Source organism: Bradyrhizobium sp. P3_C3 (genome assembly GCF_056402655.1).
On sequence record NZ_JBFUGY010000025.1, the window covers coordinates 103,585 to 124,963 of the forward strand.

The 21,379-nt window shown below is 64.4% G+C and carries 24 protein-coding genes; 7 read left to right on the forward strand and 17 right to left on the reverse strand.

All coding sequences use genetic code 11. The features are described 5' to 3' along the window. Positions 1–3: 3 nt before the first annotated feature. The 5 genes from AC1DW2_RS26175 to AC1DW2_RS26195 are packed head-to-tail and all read right to left on the reverse strand — an operon-like array spanning position 4 to position 3,638. On the reverse strand, positions 4–351 hold the full coding sequence (locus AC1DW2_RS26175; protein WP_187387988.1) for a hypothetical protein: 348 nt from the start codon (positions 349–351) through the stop codon (positions 4–6). Between the two features lie 26 nt (positions 352–377). Then, positions 378–1,175 (reverse strand): pentapeptide repeat-containing protein, encoded by a 798-nt coding sequence (locus AC1DW2_RS26180; protein WP_085405673.1) that lies wholly within the window; start codon positions 1,173–1,175, stop codon positions 378–380. A 46-nt stretch (positions 1,176–1,221) separates the two neighbouring features. Continuing rightward, positions 1,222–1,962, reverse strand: a complete 741-nt coding sequence (locus AC1DW2_RS26185) for an ABC transporter ATP-binding protein (protein ID WP_085405674.1) — start codon at positions 1,960–1,962, stop codon at positions 1,222–1,224. Then, positions 1,952–2,689, reverse strand: a complete 738-nt coding sequence (locus AC1DW2_RS26190; protein ID WP_038957639.1) for an ABC transporter permease — start codon at positions 2,687–2,689, stop codon at positions 1,952–1,954. Before AC1DW2_RS26190 ends, AC1DW2_RS26185 begins: the two co-directional genes overlap by 11 nt. Position 2,690: 1 nt before the next feature. Then, the gene (locus tag AC1DW2_RS26195; protein WP_085405914.1) at positions 2,691–3,638 is read right to left on the reverse strand and encodes an ABC transporter substrate-binding protein; all 948 of its coding nucleotides are present in this window, start codon (positions 3,636–3,638) and stop codon (positions 2,691–2,693) included. 135 nt (positions 3,639–3,773) lie between these two features. Here AC1DW2_RS26195 and AC1DW2_RS26200 point away from each other — a divergent pair, with 135 nt between their 5' ends. Beyond that, on the forward strand, positions 3,774–4,133 hold the full coding sequence (locus tag AC1DW2_RS26200; RefSeq protein ID WP_014493633.1) for a hypothetical protein: 360 nt from the start codon (positions 3,774–3,776) through the stop codon (positions 4,131–4,133). Positions 4,134–4,291: 158 nt separating this feature from the next. Here the strand turns inward: AC1DW2_RS26200 and AC1DW2_RS26205 are convergent, their stop codons facing one another. Together AC1DW2_RS26205 and AC1DW2_RS26210 are read right to left on the reverse strand one after the other, a co-directional pair. Continuing rightward, entirely contained in the window at positions 4,292–5,110 is an 819-nt protein-coding gene (locus tag AC1DW2_RS26205; RefSeq protein WP_477007438.1) for a quinoprotein dehydrogenase-associated SoxYZ-like carrier, read from the reverse strand. Positions 5,111–5,186: 76 nt separating this feature from the next. Then, positions 5,187–6,113, reverse strand: a complete 927-nt coding sequence (locus tag AC1DW2_RS26210) for a quinoprotein relay system zinc metallohydrolase 2 (protein WP_085405675.1) — start codon at positions 6,111–6,113, stop codon at positions 5,187–5,189. A gap of 129 nt (positions 6,114–6,242) precedes the next feature. On the opposite strand from AC1DW2_RS26210, the gene AC1DW2_RS26215 reads away from it, so the two are divergent. Next, a complete protein-coding gene (locus AC1DW2_RS26215; protein WP_085405677.1) occupies positions 6,243–7,124 on the forward strand; it encodes a substrate-binding domain-containing protein in 882 nt (293 codons plus the stop codon). Further along, positions 7,121–7,678 (forward strand): PQQ-dependent catabolism-associated CXXCW motif protein, encoded by a 558-nt coding sequence (locus tag AC1DW2_RS26220; RefSeq protein WP_085405678.1) that lies wholly within the window; start codon positions 7,121–7,123, stop codon positions 7,676–7,678. The genes AC1DW2_RS26215 and AC1DW2_RS26220 overlap by 4 nt, the downstream gene beginning before the upstream one ends. 129 nt (positions 7,679–7,807) lie before the next feature. On the opposite strand, the gene AC1DW2_RS26225 is transcribed toward AC1DW2_RS26220, so the two are convergent. The 6 genes from AC1DW2_RS26225 to AC1DW2_RS26250 form a co-directional block, all read right to left on the reverse strand. Continuing rightward, a complete protein-coding gene (locus tag AC1DW2_RS26225; protein ID WP_477007439.1) occupies positions 7,808–8,107 on the reverse strand; it encodes a copper-binding protein in 300 nt (99 codons plus the stop codon). 139 nt (positions 8,108–8,246) lie between these two features. Beyond that, positions 8,247–8,855: a hypothetical protein gene (locus AC1DW2_RS26230; protein WP_063981996.1), complete on the reverse strand. Its 609-nt coding sequence runs from the start codon at positions 8,853–8,855 to the stop codon at positions 8,247–8,249. Beyond that, positions 8,852–9,700: an ABC transporter permease gene (locus tag AC1DW2_RS26235; protein ID WP_085405679.1), complete on the reverse strand. Its 849-nt coding sequence runs from the start codon at positions 9,698–9,700 to the stop codon at positions 8,852–8,854. The genes AC1DW2_RS26230 and AC1DW2_RS26235 overlap by 4 nt, the downstream gene beginning before the upstream one ends. Beyond that, positions 9,697–10,503: an ABC transporter ATP-binding protein gene (locus tag AC1DW2_RS26240; RefSeq protein WP_477007440.1), complete on the reverse strand. Its 807-nt coding sequence runs from the start codon at positions 10,501–10,503 to the stop codon at positions 9,697–9,699. The genes AC1DW2_RS26235 and AC1DW2_RS26240 overlap by 4 nt, the downstream gene beginning before the upstream one ends. After that, positions 10,500–11,468 carry a YVTN family beta-propeller repeat protein gene (locus tag AC1DW2_RS26245; RefSeq protein WP_477007441.1) on the reverse strand — a complete coding sequence of 323 codons (969 nt, stop codon included), beginning with the start codon at positions 11,466–11,468 and terminating at the stop codon, positions 10,500–10,502. Before AC1DW2_RS26245 ends, AC1DW2_RS26240 begins: the two co-directional genes overlap by 4 nt. An 8-nt stretch (positions 11,469–11,476) precedes the next feature. After that, entirely contained in the window at positions 11,477–12,658 is a 1,182-nt protein-coding gene (locus AC1DW2_RS26250; RefSeq protein WP_085405683.1) for an ABC transporter substrate-binding protein, read from the reverse strand. A gap of 59 nt (positions 12,659–12,717) precedes the next feature. Between AC1DW2_RS26250 and AC1DW2_RS26255 the strand changes: the two genes are divergently transcribed. Further along, a complete protein-coding gene (locus AC1DW2_RS26255; RefSeq protein ID WP_094184587.1) occupies positions 12,718–13,290 on the forward strand; it encodes a DUF3280 domain-containing protein in 573 nt (190 codons plus the stop codon). Between the two features lie 172 nt (positions 13,291–13,462). Here AC1DW2_RS26255 and fghA read toward each other — a convergent pair whose 3' ends face one another. Together fghA and AC1DW2_RS26265 are read right to left on the reverse strand one after the other, a co-directional pair. Further along, on the reverse strand, positions 13,463–14,308 hold the full coding sequence (gene fghA, locus AC1DW2_RS26260) for an S-formylglutathione hydrolase (RefSeq protein WP_085405684.1): 846 nt from the start codon (positions 14,306–14,308) through the stop codon (positions 13,463–13,465). A 75-nt stretch (positions 14,309–14,383) separates the two neighbouring features. Continuing rightward, on the reverse strand, positions 14,384–15,004 hold the full coding sequence (locus AC1DW2_RS26265) for a response regulator (RefSeq protein WP_014493646.1): 621 nt from the start codon (positions 15,002–15,004) through the stop codon (positions 14,384–14,386). A gap of 193 nt (positions 15,005–15,197) precedes the next feature. Between AC1DW2_RS26265 and AC1DW2_RS26270 the strand changes: the two genes are divergently transcribed. After that, positions 15,198–16,547 (forward strand): histidine kinase, encoded by a 1,350-nt coding sequence (locus tag AC1DW2_RS26270; RefSeq protein ID WP_085405686.1) that lies wholly within the window; start codon positions 15,198–15,200, stop codon positions 16,545–16,547. A gap of 153 nt (positions 16,548–16,700) precedes the next feature. Further along, positions 16,701–19,163 (forward strand): TonB-dependent receptor, encoded by a 2,463-nt coding sequence (locus AC1DW2_RS26275; protein ID WP_354098258.1) that lies wholly within the window; start codon positions 16,701–16,703, stop codon positions 19,161–19,163. Positions 19,164–19,211: 48 nt separating this feature from the next. Here AC1DW2_RS26275 and AC1DW2_RS26280 read toward each other — a convergent pair whose 3' ends face one another. Next, positions 19,212–19,799: a Cif family virulence factor gene (locus AC1DW2_RS26280; RefSeq protein WP_245344288.1), complete on the reverse strand. Its 588-nt coding sequence runs from the start codon at positions 19,797–19,799 to the stop codon at positions 19,212–19,214. Positions 19,800–19,878: 79 nt separating this feature from the next. Between AC1DW2_RS26280 and AC1DW2_RS26285 the strand changes: the two genes are divergently transcribed. Next, a complete protein-coding gene (locus AC1DW2_RS26285; protein WP_085405688.1) occupies positions 19,879–20,841 on the forward strand; it encodes a LysR family transcriptional regulator in 963 nt (320 codons plus the stop codon). Positions 20,842–20,850: 9 nt separating this feature from the next. On the opposite strand, the gene AC1DW2_RS26290 is transcribed toward AC1DW2_RS26285, so the two are convergent. Next, positions 20,851–21,379 (reverse strand): DinB family protein (locus tag AC1DW2_RS26290; protein WP_477007442.1); only part of this gene is annotated, 529 nt, incomplete at its 5' end.

Here is a 21,379-nt window from a genome sequence, read left to right on the forward strand (position 1 = left end):
TCGTTATTTCGAGCAGTCCTTCAGGTCTTTGTCGGCGATCGAGAACACCGCGTCCGCCTTGATCTCGATGTCGCGGACGATGCACTGCCGCGCATTGGGATAGCTGACCCTGGCGTCATAGCGGCCGGGTTCGACGCCGGTGATGCGCAGCCGCTCGTCGTGGTCGACCTCCTTGTCCTTGTCGTTCAGGCACTGGTTCGGGCCCCACTCGGTCTTGCCGGCGGGCGAGAGCTGGAAGCCGGAGATCGTCTCCGTCGTCAAATTCCAGAGCCGGATGCCCTTGCCCTTGCTTTGGGCGGCGGCTTCGCCGGCCAACGTCAACAACGCGATCAAAGCCAGAAACCAACGCATCAGCCGATCCTCCCAAAGGCGACCTGTTATTCCCTGATCAGGCGCTCGCGGTTCTTTGCCTTGTCGAAATTCCTGGCGCGGTCAAGGCCGATCGGCGCGATCAGCTTCGCCGAGGCAAGATCAGCGCCCTCGAAATCGGCGTCAGTGACGGTGGCTCCGGTCAGGTCGGCGCCGCCGAGCTGAGCATTTTTGAGCGATGCGCCGGTCAGGTCGGCTCCCTTGAGGGAGGCAAATTCGAGATCGACGCGCGACAGGTCGGCATTGCGCGCGTTCAACCCTTCCAGATTGGCGGATCGCAGCACGGCGCGCATCAGCCCCATCGACTGGTTGCGCATATCGGCGCCAAGATGCGCGTTCGCAATCGAGGCGCCGATCAGGCTTGCGCCGGTGAGGTCGGCCGCGATGCGAGCACCGGCCAGGTCCGCGCCGTCCAGACGCGCGCGCGCCATCTGCGAGGCGAACAGATTGGCGCCCTTCAGGCTCGCGCCCGCGAGATCAGCGTCCAGCAGCCACGCCTGATCGAGGATCGCCTGATCAAGACGGGCACCGGCGAGTTTCGTCTTGTTGAGTCGTGCCGCACGGAGAATCGCCGTGGAAAGGTCGAGACCCGAGAGATCGAGCCCCGACAACCGCTTGCCGGTGAAATCGGCCGGCGCCCCGGGGCTGGCTTTGGCCAGGATGGCCTCGACCTCCTGCCGGCTCATTTCCGCGGAGACCATCGCGGGTGACGTGAGGTCGACGTCACGCATCATGTCCTGCGCGCTCGCCATGGTCGCGACGAGAGCGAGGCCAAGCGTCATGAGGGCGACCATTCGCTTCATCATCAGGCTCCGCTACGGGCCCTGTTTAGCACGCGCTTTGCGTCGCTGCCTATGAGGCATCACGCCCGGCGTGTTCGCCGCCATGTTCGCCTTGGATTCTCGCCACGAGGCCCGCCCTGACCGCGGCGATCTCTGCGTCGCCGCGTGCGCCACGCGGGATGCTGATGGGCACCTCTGCCAGAATTCGCGCCGGCTGCGGCGACAGGAAGAACAAGCGGTCGCCAAGGCGGATCGCATCGTCGAGGCTGTGGGTGACGAGCAGCGTCATCATGGGGCGGCTTGCGACCAGCGTCGCGATCTCGTCGCGCAGGCGGCCGGCGAGCGCGTCGTCGAGCGAGGCGAGGGGCTCGTCGAGCACGAGCAGATCGGGCTCGACCGCGAAGGCGCGGGCCAGCGCGACGCGCCGGGCAAGACCCAGCGACAATTCGCCGGGAAAGTGGCTGCGATGCGCCTCCAGCTCCAGGATCCTGAACAGCTCCGACAGCTTCGCCTCGGAGATGCCAGGAGCTGCAAGCCGCACATTCTGCTCGACCGAGCGCCACGGCAGCAGCCGCGGCTCCTGGAACACCATCCCGATCCGCGCTTCCGGTGGACGCGCGATGGTCCCGTGGAAATCGCGGTCGAGCCCGAGGATGATGCGCAGCATCGTGCTCTTGCCGCAGCCGGAGGGGCCGATCAAAACGCCGACCTCACCGGATTGAAGCGCGAAGCTGACCGGGGCCAGCACCTCGTGCGTTTCGCCCGCGGCACTCCTGAACGTCTTTCCGGAGATATCGACTTCAAGCCGCACGGGGCCGCCACCGGGTTGCGCGGGCTTCGAACGGCTGCACCAGCAAGGTTTCGATGACGAGCACGACGGCCGCGAAGGTGAGCGAATAGGCCAGCAGTCGCGGCGTGTCGAACAGCTGGAAGGCGACGCCGATCTCGAAGCCGACGCCGTTCGGCCGTCCCAGCAGCTCGGCCACCAGCACGATCTTCCATACCAGCGATAATCCGGAGCGGGCCGAGGCTGCGATATAGGGCGCAAGCTGCGGCAGCACGACGTGGCGGAACGCACGCCAGCGCGGCATCGCGAACACGGTGGCCATCTCGTCCAGCGAACGGTCGAGCGCACGCGTGCCCTCGCGCAAGGTGACGATGGCGGTCGGCAGCTTGTTGATGGCGATCGCCGCGATCGCGGCCGCTTCGGTCAGGCCGGCCCAGATATAGGCGAGCACGATCACGACCAGCGCCGGCAGGTTCAGCAGCAGGATCAACCAGGGATCGCCGAGCCGGTCGGCGAGCTTCACCCGCCCCATCAAATAGCCGATGGCACTGCCGAGCGACATCGCCAGCACGAAGGCGAGCGCGACGCGCGCCAGCGTGGCGCCGAGATGCAGGAACAGGGCGCCGCTCGATGCTTCCGCGATGATGACGTTGAGCACGGCAGGCGGGGAGGGCAGCTTTGCGCCGCCAACGAACAGCGCCGCAATCCACCAGGTCGCGAGGAACAGGGAAAACGAGAGAAGACGCAGCACCTCAGTCTCCGGGGACTGCGTGATAGAAGGTGCCGGGATCGAGCTCGGCCGCCGGCCCGACCAGGTCACGTCCGCCGATCTCGGCGAGCACGCGATAGAGCACGCGCGCATCCGCCTCCTCGTCCACGATGCTCCGGCGCGGAATGCCGTCGCGATAGCGGTCGCGGTAGGTCTTGAGGATGGCCGGATCGCTCGCGCCGGTGAGCGGCGCGATCTTCTCCCACGCGGCGTCCGAGGTGACCAGCAGCTGCTTGGCCTTGCGGGTCATCGCAATGAAACGCGCCACCGCATCGCGGTGGCTTGCGGCCCAGCTCTCGTCGAAGACATAACCGACCGCGGATACCGCGCCCTTGGCCCCCAGCTTCGGCAAAATGTCCTCGATGCCGGCGAGGCGGCGAAAGCCCTTGGCCTCGAGCTGCGCACAGAAATTCCAGAAGTTGAGGCTCGCATCCATCTCGCCATCGAGCGCCTTGGCGGCAATCAAGGGCGGCGCGCCATAGACGATGCTCGCGTCCGACTTCAGGTCGATGCCGTCCTGCTTCATCCGCGCCTGCAGCAGCAGCCAGCTCTTGTCGATCGCGCCGCCGCCGACGCCGAGCTTGCGGCCCTTGAGGTCGGCCAGCGTCTTGAGCGGCGACGAGGCCGGCACCATCACCGCGCCGAGCGCGCTGGAATAGGGATAGAAGGTGAGCTTGGCGCCGAGCACGCGCTCGCGCGACACCCACAGCCAGTCGGACAGGATGATGTCGGCACTCCCGGCGCGCAGGGCGATCTTGCCGGCCTCGGGGCTCGCGAGCTCGGTGACGTCGAGCGACAGATTGGCTTCCTTGTCGAGCCCGCCGGCGCGGATTGCGGCCAGCTCCCAGGAGAATGTTCCGGTCTTCTGCACTGCAAGGCGGATCGTATCCGCGGCGCGGCCGGGGACGGCGAGCGCCAGCGCCAGCGTCATCGCGAGCGCCAATGTTCGTCCAGGCGCTCTCAAACCAAGTGCTCTCATCACCTTGTGAGCCGTTTCCTCGAAGGGAGTGCTTTTCATGACAATACGCATAGCATAGCTTTCGTCGCAACCAGCGGGAGGACGCTCATGAATCTGGCGGGACAGCTACGACCGATTGTCGCCGCATTGGCGGTGTGGGCTGCGACCGTCTACGCCGCGCGTGCCGAGGAGGCCAACGATTATCCGACCTCGGCGCGTGCCGAATACGTCTATGGCTGCATGAAGGCTAATGGCGAGAGCCGGCAGTCGATCGAGCAATGCTCCTGCTCGATCGACGTGGTGGCCTCGATCGTGTCCTATGACCGTTACGTCACCGCCGAGACGGCGCTGAGCATGTCCCAAGTGCGCGGCAATCTCGGCGTCCAGTTTCGTACGTCCGAGCAGGCGAATTCGGCGGTGAATGATCTCAGGCGCGCGCAGGCGGAAGCCGAGGTGAGGTGTTTCTGACGGCTAGCTTCACGCCAACCGTAGTTGTCATGCCCGGGCTTGTCCCGGGCATCCACGTTCTTAGGATAGGCGCGAAGTCCGTGGATGGCCGGGACATAGGCGAGCAAAGCGACGCCGTCCTTCGGACGGCTATGCCCGGCCATGACGATCGAGAGACCTCACGTCCCCGGCTTCTCCACATCCCATTCATTGCGGAACACGTGCCCGTCCGTGTCCTTCGCCTCCGCACGGAATCGCTTGGCGCCATTTGACACATACGTGAAGCGAAGGTTCGGATCTTCCGAGATCGAGATGCCGCCCTCCATCGACAGCACGGGGCTGTCGTCCTGCGTCAGCTTCAGCTGGTGGACGAAGAAGGCGGGGACGTAGAGCTGCGTGACCTGATCCATTTGCAGCCCGGAATTGTTGGGATGGCCGATCATGATCTGCGCCTCGCGGACGCGGCTGGCCGGTGCCTCCTCGCGCGCGAATTGCCGGTAGCGCATCTGGCCGAGCCGGTTCCTGGCTTCCTCGATGTTCTTTCCTGCCGGCGCCGAGCAGCCGCCTGAGGCCTTCACATAGGTCTTGGCGACGTAGAGCTGGCCGTCGCTGAGCTCGGCAACCGCGTGGACGTCGGTATAGTTGTTGACGCGCACGCGCGTGGAGATCTCGGTGACGTTGGCATCTGCGCCGAGCTCGAACTTCGCTGCCATCGGCGCGGGGTTGCGGTCGATCACCAGCGTGATCGAACGGATGCGGCGGCTATCCGCGGGCGACAGTTTGCTGCGCAGGGTCACCGGCACGATCGCCGCGTCCTCGGCGCGATAGGGCATCTCGATGCCGATGACGTCGTTGCCGTCGTTGATCGGACGGTTGCTGAAGATGTCCTGCACCAGGCCCGGCCAGGGATCGTAAGCCTCCTCGGCGCTCGCCGGCACAGCGAAGGCGATGCCAAGCAATGCGGCGATCAGGGGCAGGCGGCGTGTGCATCCCGTCATGGTCGTGGTTCCGTGCGGACGAAGCAGTTTTCTCTGGGGCGGCGCAGCCGATCCCCCGTCCAGCGTAGCGCGTCCACTACTCCCATTCAATTTCCGAAAATGCTGCGGTTGCGTTGCGAGCATTGTAGTCGTCGAACAATTGCCAATGCGGCCGTTCCGATGCGGCCGCCTTGTCGGCGGCAGTCCGGATCGGCTCGCCCTTCTTGTTCGACGCCCGGACGTCCGCCAGCAGGGTCGTGAGATAACGCCGCTCGTCGCCGAGCGCGGCAGGCCAGTCGCTCACAGGCCCGTGACCCGGCACGACGCGCTGCGCCGGAATTTTATCGAGTTCCCCGAGCGTGCCGAGCCAGCCGCGGATGCTGCCGTCCATCACCGGAATATGGCGGAGGAAGACGAGATCGCCCGCGAACAGCGTCTTGCTGGTCTCGTCGAACACGGTCAGATCGTTGTCGCTGTGCCCGGTCGGCCAGGCCCGCAAGGTGAGGCGGCGCGACCCGAGATCGAGCGTCAGGGTATCAACGACGAGCAGGGTGGGCGGCACGATCTTCACGGGATCGATCAGTTCGCTACCCATGATGCGTCTAAAATTGTCGAGATAATACGGCCCGCGCGTCGCCAGCGCCTGCGGCAGCTTGCTGTGGCCGACGAAGCTGGTTCCCTCTGCGGCAAAGGCCGCATTGCCGAAGACATGGTCGGGATGGCCATGGGTGTTGATGACGTAGCGGATCGGCTTGGATGTGCGAGCCCGCACCGCCGCCAGCAGCGCGTCGCCCTCACGGAGGCTGCCGCCGGTGTCGATCACGGCCACCGCATCCTCGCCGACGATAAAGCCGACATTGGCGATGTCGCCTTCGTTCTCGCGGGTCATGAGGGCGGTGGTCCCGGAGTGCACGAAGATTCCCGGTGCGACTTCGCTCACAGGCAATTCGGCTGCCCCGGCGCGTGCTAGCGTTGCTGTCCCCAGCAGGGACAGGGCTGCGATCAAGGAAGCGATGCGAGACACTTTTCCGCCTCAGTTCAGATGGCTTGCCGCACTGCACTGCAACAAACCAAAGCCAACACAAAGTTTGGCAAAGCATGGCGCGTCATGCGTTGCATGGCTAGCATTCAAACAAACCGAGGAGGAAGCGCGATGACGGAGGCCGGGCGACATCGTCGCTGGTTGTTTTCACTGTGGGTCCTGGTGGCATCCTGCGCATTCGGCGACGTCGCCATTGCGCAGACCAGCGAGACCGGCGACCTCTCGTTCGAGCTGGTCGATCCAAAAGTGCTGCGCGTCTGTGCAGACCCGCGCAATCTGCCGTTCTCGAACGAGAAGGGCGAGGGGTTCGAGAACAAGCTCGCCGAGCTGCTCGCAGACAAGCTCCAGAAGAAGCTCGACTACGTCTTCTTCCCGCAGGCCACCGGCTTCGTGCGGATGACGCTGGGCGCGCATCGCTGCGACGTCATCATGGGATTTCCGCAAGGCGACGATCTCGTGCAGGGCACCAATCCCTATTATCGCACGTCATACGCGCTGGTCGCGAAAACAGGCAGCGGGCTCGATGAAGTCGATACGCTCGAAGACCCGAAGTTGAAAGGCAAGCATGTCGGCATCGTCGCCGGCACGCCGCCGGCCACCAACATGGCGATCGCCGGCCTGATGGGCGATGCAAAACCCTATCCCCTGATGATCGACACGCGCTTCGACAACTCCGCGCAGGCGATGGTCGACGACCTCGTCGCCGGCAAGATCGACGCAGGCGTGCTGTGGGGTCCGATGGCCGGGTATTATGCGAAGAAGGCCGGCTCGTTGCATGTCACGCCGCTGGTGAAGGAAACCACAGGGCCAAAGCTGGTCTATCGCATCGGCATGGGCGTGCGCCCCGCCGACCAGAACTGGAAGCGGCAGCTCAACAAGCTGATCCAGGAGAACCAGGGCGAGATCAACAAGATCCTGATCGACTTCGGCGTGCCGCTGCTCGACGAGAGCGACAAGCCGCTCGGCGCGGAGACGGCCAAGAAGACGCCATGAGGCGGCGCGTTGCCGCTGTGCTGGTTGCCGCCATTCTGGTGGCGCCGGCGTTGGCGCAGCAGCAGGAGCCGTTCGAGCCCGAGGGGTATCGCTCCGACAATTACCGCGCGCCGGTGCCGGCGACGCTCACTGGCGCGCGCGTGCTGACGACTGCGGAGGCCGAAGCAATCTGGCGTGCGAAGAGCGGCGCCTTCATCGACGTGCTGCCGCGCGCGCCGAAGCCGAAGAACCTTCCCGAAGGCACCGTCTGGCGCGATATGCCGCGAAAAAACATACCGGGCAGCACCTGGCTGCCGGACACCGGCTACGGCGTGCTGCCGCCCGCCATGGACGATTATTTCCAGCGCGGCCTCGCCCACGCCGCGCGCGGCGACAAGGCTGCGCTGCTCGTGATCTATTGCCTGGCCGACTGCTGGATGTCCTGGAACGCCGCCAAGCGCGCCTTGGCTTACGGTTATGCCAACGTCGCCTGGTACCCCGACGGCACAGATGGTTGGGAGCGCGCAAACCTTCCGACCGAGGAGATGCACCCGCAGCCGCGGCCAGAGCAGTAGGTACAGGTCGTCATGCCCGGACTTGTCCCGGGCATCCACGTTCTTCAATCCGCGTGGTTGGGCGTGGATGGCCGGGACAAGCCCGGCCATGACGCCGTGCGGCGCGCGGGGACAGGTGAAGATGCAGGGTTACTGCTTCTGCAGCTTGGTCAGCGTGCCCGTACCGTTATTGTCGGTCGCCGAGTACGTCACCMTGTCGCCGGCATGGACGGCATCCAGCATTGCGGCGTCCTTGGCCTTGTACTCCTGAAGCGTGCCGGCGCCGCCTGCGCTGCCGCCGACCGTGCCCTTCTGTGTCTGCTGGATCGAGATCGTGCTGTTGAGCCGGTCGATTCTGGTGACCATCCCGGTCATGTCGTCAGCAAAAGCAGGGGACGCAAGCGTGCTGATGGCTGCAGCGCATGCGAAGATGAATTTTGTTGTTCCCATCGAGGCCTCCCGACGTCTTGGAGTTCACGTCGACAAGCCATCCTAGAGCGATTTGGTTCCGGCTGATAGCGCGGCAAAGGGTAACGATGGCGCTGATATCGCGGGAACCTTCCGAAAGTCGTCGTCAGCGAGGCTGACGCTATTCCATTTCCTGCTGGATCACGCGTCCGAGAGCGAACAGGCGCTGGTCAATCGCGGTCGGAACCTCGCAGACGAACCGCACCACCTTGTGGCGATCTTCGAAAATGCGGGTTTCCCAGATCAACTGGTTGCTGAGCGCATCGACCTTTGCGTCGTCGCGTGGTGTCGCGCTCTGGAGCGCCTGGAGCTGGATCGACTCCTCGCGGATCTTGTCGGCCGCCTCGCGCTGTTTGCGGCTGACGCGTTCGAGCCCGTTCATGACCTGCGAGCGCTGGGCGTTGAGCGTGTCGAACAAGCCGGCGAACAACAGCTTGGCGTTCGCCGTCTTGTCAGCGGCGGAGCCGGCCAAAAACTCCTTCACCGACTTCTCGGCCTCGTCCATCGGCGTCTTCCGCGCTGACAGTTTTGAGACCAGCGCGGTGACCTTTGCGTCGTCCTTCCATTTGGTCTCGGCGTCGTCGAGTGCGGGACCGGCCCAGACGGCGGCGAGCGAGATGTCCGGCACCTTGGCCTGCGTGCAAGGCCAGTTGGGATAGCGTGGATCGGCGGCGCACGCAGCCGTGCTCGCAACGGCGAGCGCAAAAGCGGCCATGGCCAGAACCTTCATCCTTCGCCTCCCGCAGGGCCCCGTCGCGCCAGCCCGCGCGAGGGATCATAGGCCAGAATCGCGCCGATCATGAAGACGATTGTGCAGGCCGCCACCACCGCCAGCGAGATCCAGTTGATTTGCCCGTAGAATGCAAAACGGATCAGTTCGACCGCATGGGTGAACGGGTTGGCCTGGCAGAGATAGTAGAGATAGGGGCTGCCCTCCTGCACCCGCCAGAGCGGGTAGAGCGCGGAGGAGGCGAAGAACATCGGAAAGATCACGAAGTTCATTACGCCGGCAAAACTCTCGAGTTGCTTGATGCCCGAGGAGATCAGCATGCCGAGCGAGCCCAGCATCAGTCCGGACAGGATCAGCGCCGGCAGCACGGTGAGATAGCCGATGGGGGGAGGGGTGATGTCCCAGAACCAGGCGATCAGCAGGAACGCATAGACCTGGAGCAGCGACACCGCGGTGCCCGCCAGCAGCTTGCAGAACAAGAGGAACCCGCGCGGCAGCGGGCTCACCAGCAGCGTCCGCATATTGCCCATCTCGCGGTCGTAGACCATCGAGAGCGAGGACTGCATGCCGTTGAAGAGCTGGATCATCGCCATCAGCCCGGGCGCGATATAGACCTCGTAGAGGATGTAGGTCTCGTAAGGCGGGATGATCGAGATGCCGAGCACCTGGCGGAAGCCGGCGGCGAAGATGAACAGCCATACCAGCGGCCGCACCAGCGCCGAGACGAAGCGCTCGCGCTGATGCAGGAAGCGCAGGCCCTCGCGCCAGACGATGCCGGTGAGGCAGGTCATGTATTCCGCGGTCGAGAAACCGCGCGGTGTATCCCGCGTCGTGATGCTGCTCATGCGCCGCCTCCCGGCATCGTCTGCGCACCGGTCAGGCGCATGAAGGCGGTGTTGACGTCCTGCGCGCCGGCATCGGTGATGACGCGGCTCATCGGCCCCTGCGCCAGCACCTTGCCCTGGTGCAGCACCACGAGGTCGTCACCGGCGATGATCTCGTCGAACAGATGCGTGGCCCAGAGCACGCCGATGCCATGCTCGGTCACGAGCTGGCGGACATGGCTGATGATGTCGGCGCGCGCCTTGACGTCGAGGCCGACGGTCGGCTCGTCCAGCAACAGCAGCCGCGGCCGGTGCAGCAGGGCGCGGGCAATCTCCAGCCGCCGCATCTGGCCGCCCGAGAGATCGCGCACCTTGCTGCCGGCACGCTCCGAGAGGCCGATGCGGCCGAGCAGCTCGCCGCTGCGCGCGGCCGCCTCGCGCCGGCTGATGCCGTGGAGTGCGGCGTGATAGAGCAGGTTCTGCGTCAGCGACAGGTCGAGATCGAGCGTGCGCGGCTGGAATACGACGCMGAGCAGCCGCAGCGCCTCGCCGGGGCTCTTGCTGATGTCGTGGCCGAAAATGCCGACGCGGCCGCTCTGGATGCCGAACAGGCGCGTGATCAGCGAGAACAGTGTGCTCTTGCCCGCGCCGTTGAGCCCGAGCAGCGCCGTGAAGCTCGCGGGCTGCACATGGAAGGAGACGTCCATCAACGCCCGGCGCGGCCCATAGGAATGGCTGACGCCGTCGATCGACAGCGCCGGCACCGCGGCCGCTTCCAGCCTCGGCATCTCCTGCGGTTCGGCGATGGGAGCAGGGCTGGTCATGGCGAGATCGTAATGCCCCAGGGCAGTTCGCCCACCTGAATGGTCTTGATCACCTTTTGCGCGGCGACGTCGATCACCGAGACGTCGTTCGACACGCCGTTGGTAGTGAGCAGATATTTCTCGTCCGGCGTGAACGCCATGTGCCAGACCCGCTGTCCCACCAGCAAATATTTCGTCACCTTGCGCGAGGCGACGTCGACCACGGCGATGCGGTTGGCGGGGCCGAGCGCGACGAAGGCGGTCTTGTCGTCTTTGGTCATTCCGATGCCGACCGGCTGGATCGCCTCTTTCCGCAACCCCGGAATCTCGAAATTGACCTTGCCGGTCACCTCATGCTTTTTGGGATCGATGATCGAGACCGTGCCGCCGATCTCCGAGGACACCCACAACTCTGAACTGTCGTGCTTGAATTCGGCAAAGCGCGGCCGCGCGTCGACCAGCACGTTGGCGACGATCTGGCGCGACGAGGTGTCGATGAAATGCGCCATGTTGGTCGTCTCGGACGTGTTGATCAGCGTCTTGCCGTCCGGGCTGATGGTCACGCCCTCGGGCTCGACGCCGACCTGGATGTCGCCGAGCCGCGCGCGCTTCTCCAGATCGATCACGGTCACCGTGTTGTCGTTCTCGTTGGCGACATAGAGGATTTTTCCGGCCGCATCCTGCGCGAACAATTCCGGGTCGGGCCCGGAGGGCAGGCTGTCCACGATCGCTTGCGTCTTGGCATCGATCACCTGGATGGTGTCGTCGTCGCCGACCGCGACCATCACGAACTTTCCGTCGCGCGTGAAATCGATGCCGCGCGGGCGCTGGCCGACCTTGATGGTCTTGGTCACGGTCCAGCTGTCGGTGTCGATCACCGAGACCGTGTTGCTCTTCTCGTTCGAGACATAGGCGATGAAGGCGTGCGCGGGCGCGGCCGCAAGCGCCAGTCCGGACAGCAACCCCACACGCCACATGCGCAACATTCGCGTCCTCATTTCAGCTTGCATTTGCTCTCCGGGCGGTCGTAGCCGAGCGTGTCGAGCTCGGAGACCTGGTGCAGAAATCCCTCCTGCGGCGACACCGACACCACCATGCGGCCGTCGACCAGCAGGATCGGCTGGCGCAGCTGCAGGTTCCAGTCGCGCAGGGTCAGTCTTGTGCCCTTGAAGGCAGCGACCGAGAAGTCCGGCCCCTTGATGAAGTCGGTGACTTTCTTGACGTCGCCGGAATTGGTACGCGAGGTGGCCTCGCCGATCATGCGCACCGCCGTCCAGGCCTGCATGTCGAGCGCGGTCATGCGCCGCGAATTCAGCTTGATGAAGCGGTTCTGCATCTGGATCGCGCCCCACTGGTCCTGCGATGCGTCCCAGCTGCGCGGCACGAGGCCGGCCGAGCCTGCGACGGGGCGCGGATCCCAGGTGCGATAGGGCAGATAGGCGCCGAACACTTCGCTCTCGTCGGCGGCGACCAGCACGTCATAGGCCGGCAACTGTTGCGTGAACACCGGCATCTGGCGCTGGATCAGCGTGACACCGCTATCGGTGCGGCGCGCGCCGCCCTTGTCCTCGAAGGTCTTCTCTTGCACGATCTTGGCGCCGAAGCGTGTGGCGGTACGCCGGAGTGCGTCTGCAAACAGCTTGTCCTCGTCATGCGAGCCGACCACGAGCACCCAGCGCTTCCACTGCTTCCACACCAGATATTGACCGAGCGCATCGGCCAGCATCGCGCGCGTCGGTGCGGTGTGGATGACATTGGCGCGGCAATCGGCCTCGCGCAGGCGCTCGTCGATCGCGCCGGCGTTGAACAGCAGCGTGCCGCGCTCGCGCAGGGCGTCCGAGACCTTCAACAGCGCGTCGGCCGGCAGGTCGGCGATGATGAAGCCGTTTTTCTCGGCGAGCGCAGCCGCAGCCTCAACCGGATCTTCGCCTTCCCTGATGCGGCGCTCCTCCAGCGTGAAACGCTGGTTGAGGAATTTTCCCGTGGTGTTGTTGTCCTCGATGGCGAGGCGCGCGCCGGCGACGCCGTCATTCTCCGCGGGCTGCTCGACCAGCGACAGCGTCGATCTGGTGCCGGCGACGCCGAGATAGCCGACGCCGATCTGCACCGGGTCGGCCGCGAGCGCGCTCGTCGCGGCAAGACCCAGGCCGATCAGGCCGACCAACCATCGGATCATGTTTCCTCCAGATGTTCTCCCTGGCTTGACCGCCGGTGGAGAATTGTCTCTGCTAAAGCATGACCGATTTGGCCCGGCTTGCAACCCCGCATTTCGTCCCCGCGCGCGCGAGGCCGGGAATCACGATCATGCGAGCGCTGATCTGTTTCGCAGCTTTGCTGTTGACGGGTTCGGTCGCGCTCGCCGATCCGCCCAAGCTCGCGGTGTTCGATTTCGAGCTGATCGACACCAGCCTTCCCGGCGAGTTCTACGGCTCCAGGCCGGAGGAGGCGCGGCTCGAGCGCATCGGCGAGCAGCTGCGCAAGGAACTGGCGCTGTCGGGAAGGTTCCAGCTGCTCGATATCGCGCCGGTCAGGGATGCGGCCCGTCACGCCAATTTGCAGGCCTGCGGCGGCTGCGACCTCAAGCTTGCCGGCCAGCTCGGCGCCGACCTCGAGATCACCGGCATGGTGCAGAAGGTCTCGAACCTGATCATCAATCTCAACATCTATTTGCGCGACGTGAAGACCGGCAACGTGATCACCGTCGCCAGCGCCGACATGCGCGGCAACACGGACGAATCGTGGTCGCGCACGATGAGCTACCTGATCCGCAATCGATTGCTGGCGCCGAACTACGGGAAGCCGGAGTAGGGCGCTCTTCTTCGCCTCTCCCCGCGTGCGGGGAGAGGCCGGAATTTGCGGAAGCAAATTCCGGGTGAGGGGGAGTCTCCGCGAGTCCAATTCTCACCGTCGCTGCCGAAGCAGCCCCTCACCCCGACCCTCTCCCCGTAAGAACGGGGAGAGGGGAAGGAGAGAGCAAACCTCACCCCTTCAATCTTTCCGCATGCCAGTGCAGATGATCGCCCATGAAGGTCGAGATGAAATAATAGCTGTGGTCATATCCCGCCTGCCGCCGCAGCGTCAGCGGGATGCCCGCCTTGGTGCAGGCGGCCTCGAGCAGCTCGGGCTTGAGCTGTTCTTTCAGGAAATTGTCGGCCTCGCCGACGTCGACGAGGAAGCCGGAATATTTCGCACCGTCCTCGATCAGCGCCACGGTGTCGTGGTTGCGCCAGGTCTCCTTGTTCGGTCCGAGATAGCCGGTCAGCGCCTTGATGCCCCAGGGCACGAGCGAGGGCGCCACGATCGGCGCGAACGCGCTGGCCGCGCGATAGCGGTGCGGATTGCGCAGCGCGACCGTCAGCGCGCCGTGGCCGCCCATCGAATGGCCCATCACCGATTGCCGCTTGGCGTCGACCGGAAAATTCTCCGCCACGAGCTTGGGCAGCTCGTCGGTGACATAGCTCCACATGCGATAGTTGCGCGCAAACGGCTCTTGCGTCGCGTCGACATAGAAGCCGGCGCCGAGGCCGAAATCATAGGCATTGTTGGCATCGCCCGGCACGTCGGGCCCGCGCGGGCTGGTGTCCGGCGCGACGAAGATCAGGCCGAGCTCGGCGCAGGCTTTGCGGAATTCGCCCTTCTCGGTGACGTTGGCATGCGTGCAGGTGAGGCCGGAGAGATACCAGACCACGGGCAGCTTTGCGCCGGCCGCATGCGGGGGAACATAGACCGAGAACACCATGTCGGTTCCGGTCGCCTGGCTGGCATGGCGGTACACGCCCTGCACGCCGCCATAGGAAGTGTTGGTCGAGACAGTCTGGATCGTCATGCCGTTATGCTCCGTGGCATCTTACCACATCAAGATTGCAACGCTTGTGTGACCGAATTCGTGGCGGTGTATGCGTCAGGCGACGCCGCTGTCGATCGCCAGCCGCACCAGCTCGACCGAGGTCTTCACGCCGAGCTTCTGTCGCATGATCGAGGAGGTGTTGGCGACAGTCTTGTAGGACGACTGCACCAGCCAGGCGATCTCGGACAGGCTCTTTCCGGCGCTGAGGAGCCGCAGGATTTCCATCTCGCGCGCGTTCAGCTTCGACAGCGGGCTTTGCGCCAGCGTCGGTCCTGCAAACGCGATGCTGCGCGCGATCGCGGTCGGCAGATAGGTGCCGCCGCCCCCGACGGCGCGGATCGCCTCGACGAGGTCGTCGGGGTCGCCGGTCTTGGAGACGTAGCCCTTGGCCCCGCACTCGATCGCGCGCGCGGCGAACGCAGGGTCGTCGTTCATGCTGAACATGATGATGCGGGCCTCGGGCGCACGTTCGAGGATGCGGCGCGCGAGCTCGAAGCCGGAGACGGTCGGCAGGTTGATGTCGATGATGCAGAGGTCGGGGCGCTCGACAATGAAGACGCATTCGCCGTCCTCGGCGTCGGCGGCCTCCAAAATCTCGATCTCGCCCTCGTCGGCCAGCACGGCACGGCAGCCGGAGGCGACAATGGGATGATCGTCGACGATCAGAATGCGCATAGGCGTTCCCCGCGACAGCCTCGGCCTGCTTTTCCGCCGCATGATCCGAACAAGAACGCTGCACGCGTCTCATGTCGCCTCATGCAACCCGGCCGGGATTGCTGTACGCTTTCGATTAGATATCGGGCGCTTCGCCTCTGTCAACGTCATCGGACAGGCGCGGGCCAACCTTCGCGAGGCACGGGCGGCACCAATGTGGCAAAATCTATCGTTGCGCGCGCGCATCAACCTTCTGCTGGCGCTGCTGCTGGCGCTGGGGCTCGCCGTCAATATCGGCCGCCAGGTCGCGGAAGCCGGGCCGCGCGTGCAGGCCGAGGACCAGAGCGTGATCCGGCTTGCGCGCGAATTCATCGAGATGATCGTTGCGGATCTGAACGAGGCGCCCGATCCGGATGCCAGGTTGAACCAGATCGCGCGCGATCTGAGCCGCCTGCGCCATGTCAGCATCGCGCTTCAGGACGCCGGCGGTAACCCGCTGACGCCGCCCCGGCCTGCCGACGACGACGCGCGCGGACCGCCGGCCTGGTTCGTCGGCCTGGTTCATCCCGAGCAGACCACGGTGAGCGTGCCGGTCTCGGTCCATGGCAAGCCGGGCTCGTTGGTGATCACCGCGCATCCCGATGACGAGATCGCCGAGATCTGGGACGCCATCGTGACCCAGCTCGAGGTCGGCTCGGTGATCGCGCTCGCGTTGTTCCTGGTGATGATGACGGTGGTCGGCCGCGCGCTCGCGCCGCTGCAGTCGCTGGCGCAGACGATGACCGCGATCGAGGGCGGGCATTATGACGCGCGCGCCACGCCGGGCGGTGCGCCCGAGCTGGCCGCGATCTGCGGCAAGCTCAATCATCTCGCGGCGGCGCTCGGCGAGGCGGTGGAGGAAAAGCGGCTTTTGGCCGAGCGCGCGGTGTCGCTCCAGGACGTCGAGCGCAAGGAGATCGCGCGCGAGCTGCACGACGAATTCGGGCCGTATCTGTTCTCGCTGCGCGCGCATGCGAGCGCGCTGGCGAAGCTCGCGGACGGGCGCGCGCCGAATGCCGACTCGGTCCGGAAGCACGGCAGCGCCTTGCTGGAACAGATCAACCAGCTCCAGCAGTTCACGCGCCGGGTGCTGGAGCGGCTCCGGCCCGTCGGCCTTGCCGAGCTCGGCCTGCGCCAGGCGCTGGAATCGCTCTCGCGGCTGTGGCGGGAGTCGCATCCCGACGTCGCGATCGAAACCGTGATCTCCGCTACGCTCGGGGTCACCGGCGAGACGGCCGACCTCACCATCTACCGCATCGTGCAGGAGGCGCTCACCAACGTGTTCCGCCACGCCGGCGCGACGTCGGTCAATGTCGTGATCGAGCCCGTCGAGCAGGCCGGCGGCCGCGGCTATGCGCGCGTGCGGGTCAGCGACAACGGCCGCGGCATGGAGCCGGGCCAGCAGCTCGGCTTCGGCCTCGTCGGCATGCGCGAGCGCATTCTGGCGCTGGGCGGCACGCTCAACGTCGTCTCCGGCGACGGCGGCTTGACCGTGGAGGCGCTGGTTCCGACGGCGGCGTCCTGATTGCATCGGGAAAAATTCCCGATTTGGTCGGGAAAACGGGTGCGGATAGTGCCAGACCTTTTGTGGCTGGCGGACTCACTGCCGCCGAATACACTCATCTCAACCAAACGGCGAAAATCAAAACAGCCGGTGGTCACGGATGGGAAGGCAGGGATGGGCAAGCCTCTTTGGTTCAAGCGTCGTTTGTTGATAGCCTCGGTGTCGACGGGGCTGGTGTCGGGCTTGGTCCTTGCAGGCCCCGCCGCAGCCGCGCAGGATGAGGAAACCAACGTCCAGAATCTGCCGGCGGTCGAGATCACGGCACCACCGCCGTCGGCCGTGAGGCGCAGTGCGCCAACGCGGCCGGTCGCACGGGTAGGGGCGCCGGCGTCCGCCGCTCCGAAGACACGCCTTTACGTCTACCCGACCTCACCGGGCACCGGCCGAGGTCTCGATGTCGACAAGGTGCCGTCCGCGATCAATGCGGTTGATGCCAGCCAGATCAGGCGTACCGCCTCGCCGGATATCGCCATTGCCCTGCAGCAGTACGTGCCTGGTCTCAGCATCAATGAAGTGACCGGCAATCCATTCCAGCCCGATGTGCAGTTTCGCGGCTTCGTCGCTTCACCTCTGGCCGGCACGCCGCAGGGCCTCGCCGTCTACCAGAACGGCGTACGCATCAACGAGGCGTTTTCCGACACTGTTAATTGGGATCTGATCCCGACGGCCGCGATCCGATCGGCGCTGGTCGTGACTAACAATCCGGCATACGGCCTCAATGCCCTCGGCGGTGCCATCGATCTGCAGATGAAGAACGGCTTCAACTATCAAGGGGCCGAGATCGATATCATGGGCGGCTCATTCGGCCGCATCCAGGGCTCCGCACAATGGGGCAAGCAGGTCGACAATAATTGGTCGGTCTACGGAGCGCTCGAAGGCGTTCACGACAATGGTTTCCGCAATTTCTCGCAATCGGATGTCCGGCGCTTCTATGGCGACGTCGGGTATCGTTTCGAAGGCAACGAGTTTCACCTCAATGGCGGCGTCGCCAACAATTCCCTGGCGGGACCCAGCACTGTTCCGGCCGAATTGCTCCAGCAATATTGGGGGGCGACCTACACAACGCCGCAAACCATCTCCAACAAGGTCGGCTATCTCAACCTGACCGGCAAGGTGGAGGCGACGCCGACCTGGACCTTTGAGGGCACGGCGCATCTGCGGAGCTTCAAACAGAGCACCGTGGACGGAAACCCGACCGACGCCCAGGCATGTGCCGATCCAACGCTCCTGTGCTTTGGCAATGATACGGTCCCGGCTTTTGGCCTGAATGGCGTTCAGCTCGCCAATACCTTTGCGCCAGACGCCATCCTCAGCGAGATCGATCGCACCAGCACGAAATCGACCACCTTTGGCGTATCCGGTCAGGCAACCAACACCGACCAGCTGTTCGGTCATGAGAACCGCTTCGTAGTTGGCGCGAGCTATGATGTCAGCAGCACGCGCTTCACCGGCAGCGCTGAATTAGGAACCATAGGCACGAACTATGTCGTCACGGGCAGCGGCATATTCCTGGGTCCCTCCGGTGACCCGACATCGGTTGGTCCCGTGTCGCTTCGCACCGTCAACCAATATCACGGGCTCTATGCGCTTGACACGTTCAACGTGGACGATCGCTTTGCGGTGACGGCAGGCGGGCGATTCAATGCGGCCCGTGTCACGCTGATGGACCAGCTCGGCACCGCACTCAATGGCGATCATACCTATGATCGGTTCAATCCGATCATCGGCGGCACCTACAAGATCACCTCTGAAGTGACTGCCTATGCGGGCTATTCCGAAGCCAACCGGGTACCCACGCCACTCGAGCTCGGCTGCGCCGATCCGGCGAGGCCATGCATCATCGGGCAGTTCCTGATCGCTGACCCCTCACTGCAGCAAGTCGTATCCAAGACCTTCGAAGCGGGCTTCCGCGGCACCAAGGAATTGAACATCGGCTCGCTCGGCTGGAAAATCGGTGCCTACCGTGCCACCAACTACGACGACATCCTCGCCACCCCAATTCCGGGCCTGACTGGCTTCGGCTTTTTCCAGAACGTCGGCCGGACGCGCAGGCAGGGTATCGAAGCCGAGGTGAGCCTGAAGTCGAATGTGCTTCAGTTCCAGGCGAGCTATGCGTTCCTGGACGCGCGCTTCCTCGACGCGCTGACGCTTGGCTCAGAGAGCCCGTTCGCCGACGCCGGCAACATCCAGGTCTTGCCGGGCAATCACATTCCGCGCCTCCCTAGCCACCTTATTAAGGCAAGCATCGAATATGCGGTTACCGATGTCTGGAAGGTCGGGGGTGACGCGCTCTTTGTCTCAAGCCAGTATTTCGTCGGCGACGAGTCCAACCAGTTTCCGAAGCTGCCGTCCTACGCCGTGTTCAATCTCCACACCTCTTACCAGATCACAAAGAACCTGCAGATTTACGGTCGCGTCGCCAACATCTTCGACAACCGCTACTCGACCCTTGGCACCTTCTTCGATAGGGAGGCCTTGCCCAACTTCACCAATGGCGGTGCGGAATTCACCGACCCGCGCTCGCTGAGCCCGGCAAGGCCCCGTGCGTTCTATGCGGGCATGCGGATGACGTTCTGAGTTCGACACGCAAGGCCGGCCGCCTCCGGAGGGCGAAAGACATCGCCTTTACTCCGCCCAGCCTCGGGCGAGGATCGCCGCTTGCTGCAAGGAAATGCGCCGGACCAGCGGATCTGCATGGCGGTGTACCAGCTGCCAATCCGTGCTGTCCTTGCGATAGATCTCCGTGACGCGCAGCGACCAGTCCTGGGCAGGCAGGCCGCCGACCTCCGCGCGCTGGCGTTCGATCATGACGAGCGCAACGAGCCCGTTCGAGGCATAGGTCTGCAAGACCTCCAGTCCGGTTTCCCCGCTCCTGAAATATTGCGCCAGGTCAGCCAGCCGTTTTGGGCTGTTGTCGAATCCGAAGCTGGCAGGGCCACCGAAGGGCTGCATCAGCGTGAAATCCGGGGCAATCCGGACCAGCTGCGACCAGCGGCCCATGTCGCCACGCATGAAAGCGGCATTCTTCTCGCCGGCGAGCTTGATGAGACCGGCTGTCGCGTCGTCCCCGGCGGCTGCATTGGCTGGAAGCTGACCGGAAGCAGGAATTGCCGCCGCTGCCATCATCATCGAGCGCCTCGACATCCTGTGCGGCGAGTCCCGGTTGTCCGGCGAGCCATGGCCCTTGCTCACCCCTTTCGCCTTTCTGATCATTTCGAAGCTCCTGATTGCACGATCTACGCATTCCATGAGGCCTTGATCTCGATGAATCCAGCGATATGATTTCRGCAATATGCTGAACCAAATTGATCTATCCAGGGTCGAACTAAATCTCCTTGTGCTCTTCCGCGTGGTCCTGGAAGAACGCCATGTCGCGCGCGCGGCCGCGCGACTGAACCTGACGCCGTCCGCTGTCAGCCACGCGCTTGGCCGGCTGCGCCTTGTTTTGAACGACCCGCTGTTCCTGCGAACGCCGAAGGGCGTCGTTCCAACGGAGCGGGCCCTGGAGCTTGACCACCCGATCGCCGAAATCATCGCGCGCGTCGAACAACTGGTTGGCTCGGCTAGACCATTCGACCCTGCAAAAAGCCATCGCCGCTTTACGATCGGCGCACCCGATGCTGTTCTCGCCTCGACAACGGGGCAGCTACTCGGTTCGATCGCGAGCAGGGCGCCCCACATCGACATCGGATTGATCCATGTGATGCCCGCGCCCCGCGGCGGCGCGATCGGCGAACCCTGGCACGAGTGCCTCGAGATGCTCGAAAGACGAGAGCTGGACATCGCGATGCTGCCGCTGCCGGCGGTATCGCCGCGTTTCGAGGCGCGCAGGCTCTACGACGAGGAATTCGTGCTGGCCATGCGCAAGGGACACGCCTTCGCCAGAGCTCCGACACCCGCGGCTTTCTCGCAATCGCAGCATCTGCTGGTGTCTCTCAGCGGTGAGCCACGCGGCTTCGTCGATGAGATGTTGGCAAAGCGCGGTCTCAAGCGCCGCATTGCCTTGACTGTCCCGAACTTTATGATGGCGCTGGTCCAGCTTGCAGGGTCCGAACTGATCGCTGCATTGCCGCGGCGTCTGATGCAGCAGCACGCCGGGCATTTCGGATTGATGTTCGTCGAGCTGCCTTTCGCCCGTAAGCCGGATACGATCTGCGCCATCGCGACCAAGGCTGCGATGAAGGACGCCGGCGTTGCATGGCTGATGGAAGTTGTCTTCGCCTCGGTCGGAGCAGGTCGGAACCGCAATCGGTAGCGCGCGCGCTCAGTTGGGTGGCCCCCAAACGGTTTCGTCCGTCCAGCCCAGATCGGCAAACTCGGATGCCCTCAACGGCGCTTCGGCAGTTGAAAAGAACTCGTCGAGCTGCGGCGGCTTGACGCGCGTTCCCGATAACATCGTATGCGCCTGCCCACGGTGGTGAATTTGATGCTGAATGAGATGCATCAGCAGCCGGTCGCGTCGCTCTATCTGGACACTGGGATCTCGATTGATCCGCACGTCTTCGTTCAACGAGGCGGGTGTCAGGGCATCGCAGACGCCGATGAAGCGGCGGTCCATCGATGCTTGAGCTTCCGAGAGCCCTGCAAGAGCTGGAAATGGGATCGGATCCTCCCAGGCCTTCGGCCCAAGCCATCCGCCCTCGAGTGCATCGACGTAAAAGAGGTCAACGACATAAATATGGTTCAACGTCCGCTGTAGGCTCGGGAAGAAGCCCGTCCGCTCGACCTCAAATTCGCCTTGGCTCAGCTCGGCGCACGCGCGGAGCAACCGGTGGTTCGCCCAGGCATTATTG

What these genes read in the sequence shown, in the direction of transcription:
- AC1DW2_RS26195 (WP_085405914.1), bottom strand. Translation starts at nt 3,638, where the DNA reads ATGACGCTGGCGCTGGCGCTCGCCGTCCCCGGCCGCGCCGCGGATACG.
- AC1DW2_RS26245 (WP_477007441.1), bottom strand. Translation starts at nt 11,468, where the DNA reads ATGTTGCGCATGTGGCGTGTGGGGTTGCTGTCCGGACTGGCGCTTGCG.
- AC1DW2_RS26215 (WP_085405677.1), top strand. Translation starts at nt 6,243, where the DNA reads ATGACGGAGGCCGGGCGACATCGTCGCTGGTTGTTTTCACTGTGGGTC.
- AC1DW2_RS26175 (WP_187387988.1), bottom strand. Translation starts at nt 351, where the DNA reads ATGCGTTGGTTTCTGGCTTTGATCGCGTTGTTGACGTTGGCCGGCGAA.
- AC1DW2_RS26220 (WP_085405678.1), top strand. Translation starts at nt 7,121, where the DNA reads ATGAGGCGGCGCGTTGCCGCTGTGCTGGTTGCCGCCATTCTGGTGGCG.
- AC1DW2_RS26230 (WP_063981996.1), bottom strand. Translation starts at nt 8,855, where the DNA reads ATGAAGGTTCTGGCCATGGCCGCTTTTGCGCTCGCCGTTGCGAGCACG.
- AC1DW2_RS26205 (WP_477007438.1), bottom strand. Translation starts at nt 5,110, where the DNA reads ATGACGGGATGCACACGCCGCCTGCCCCTGATCGCCGCATTGCTTGGC.
- AC1DW2_RS26235 (WP_085405679.1), bottom strand. Translation starts at nt 9,700, where the DNA reads ATGAGCAGCATCACGACGCGGGATACACCGCGCGGTTTCTCGACCGCG.
- AC1DW2_RS26250 (WP_085405683.1), bottom strand. Translation starts at nt 12,658, where the DNA reads ATGATCCGATGGTTGGTCGGCCTGATCGGCCTGGGTCTTGCCGCGACG.
- AC1DW2_RS26280 (WP_245344288.1), bottom strand. Translation starts at nt 19,799, where the DNA reads ATGATCAGAAAGGCGAAAGGGGTGAGCAAGGGCCATGGCTCGCCGGAC.
- fghA (WP_085405684.1), bottom strand. Translation starts at nt 14,308, where the DNA reads ATGACGATCCAGACTGTCTCGACCAACACTTCCTATGGCGGCGTGCAG.
- AC1DW2_RS26275 (WP_354098258.1), top strand. Translation starts at nt 16,701, where the DNA reads ATGGGCAAGCCTCTTTGGTTCAAGCGTCGTTTGTTGATAGCCTCGGTG.
- AC1DW2_RS26265 (WP_014493646.1), bottom strand. Translation starts at nt 15,004, where the DNA reads ATGCGCATTCTGATCGTCGACGATCATCCCATTGTCGCCTCCGGCTGC.
- AC1DW2_RS26285 (WP_085405688.1), top strand. Translation starts at nt 19,879, where the DNA reads ATGCTGAACCAAATTGATCTATCCAGGGTCGAACTAAATCTCCTTGTG.
- AC1DW2_RS26200 (WP_014493633.1), top strand. Translation starts at nt 3,774, where the DNA reads ATGAATCTGGCGGGACAGCTACGACCGATTGTCGCCGCATTGGCGGTG.
- AC1DW2_RS26255 (WP_094184587.1), top strand. Translation starts at nt 12,718, where the DNA reads ATGACCGATTTGGCCCGGCTTGCAACCCCGCATTTCGTCCCCGCGCGC.
- AC1DW2_RS26270 (WP_085405686.1), top strand. Translation starts at nt 15,198, where the DNA reads ATGTGGCAAAATCTATCGTTGCGCGCGCGCATCAACCTTCTGCTGGCG.
- AC1DW2_RS26180 (WP_085405673.1), bottom strand. Translation starts at nt 1,175, where the DNA reads ATGATGAAGCGAATGGTCGCCCTCATGACGCTTGGCCTCGCTCTCGTC.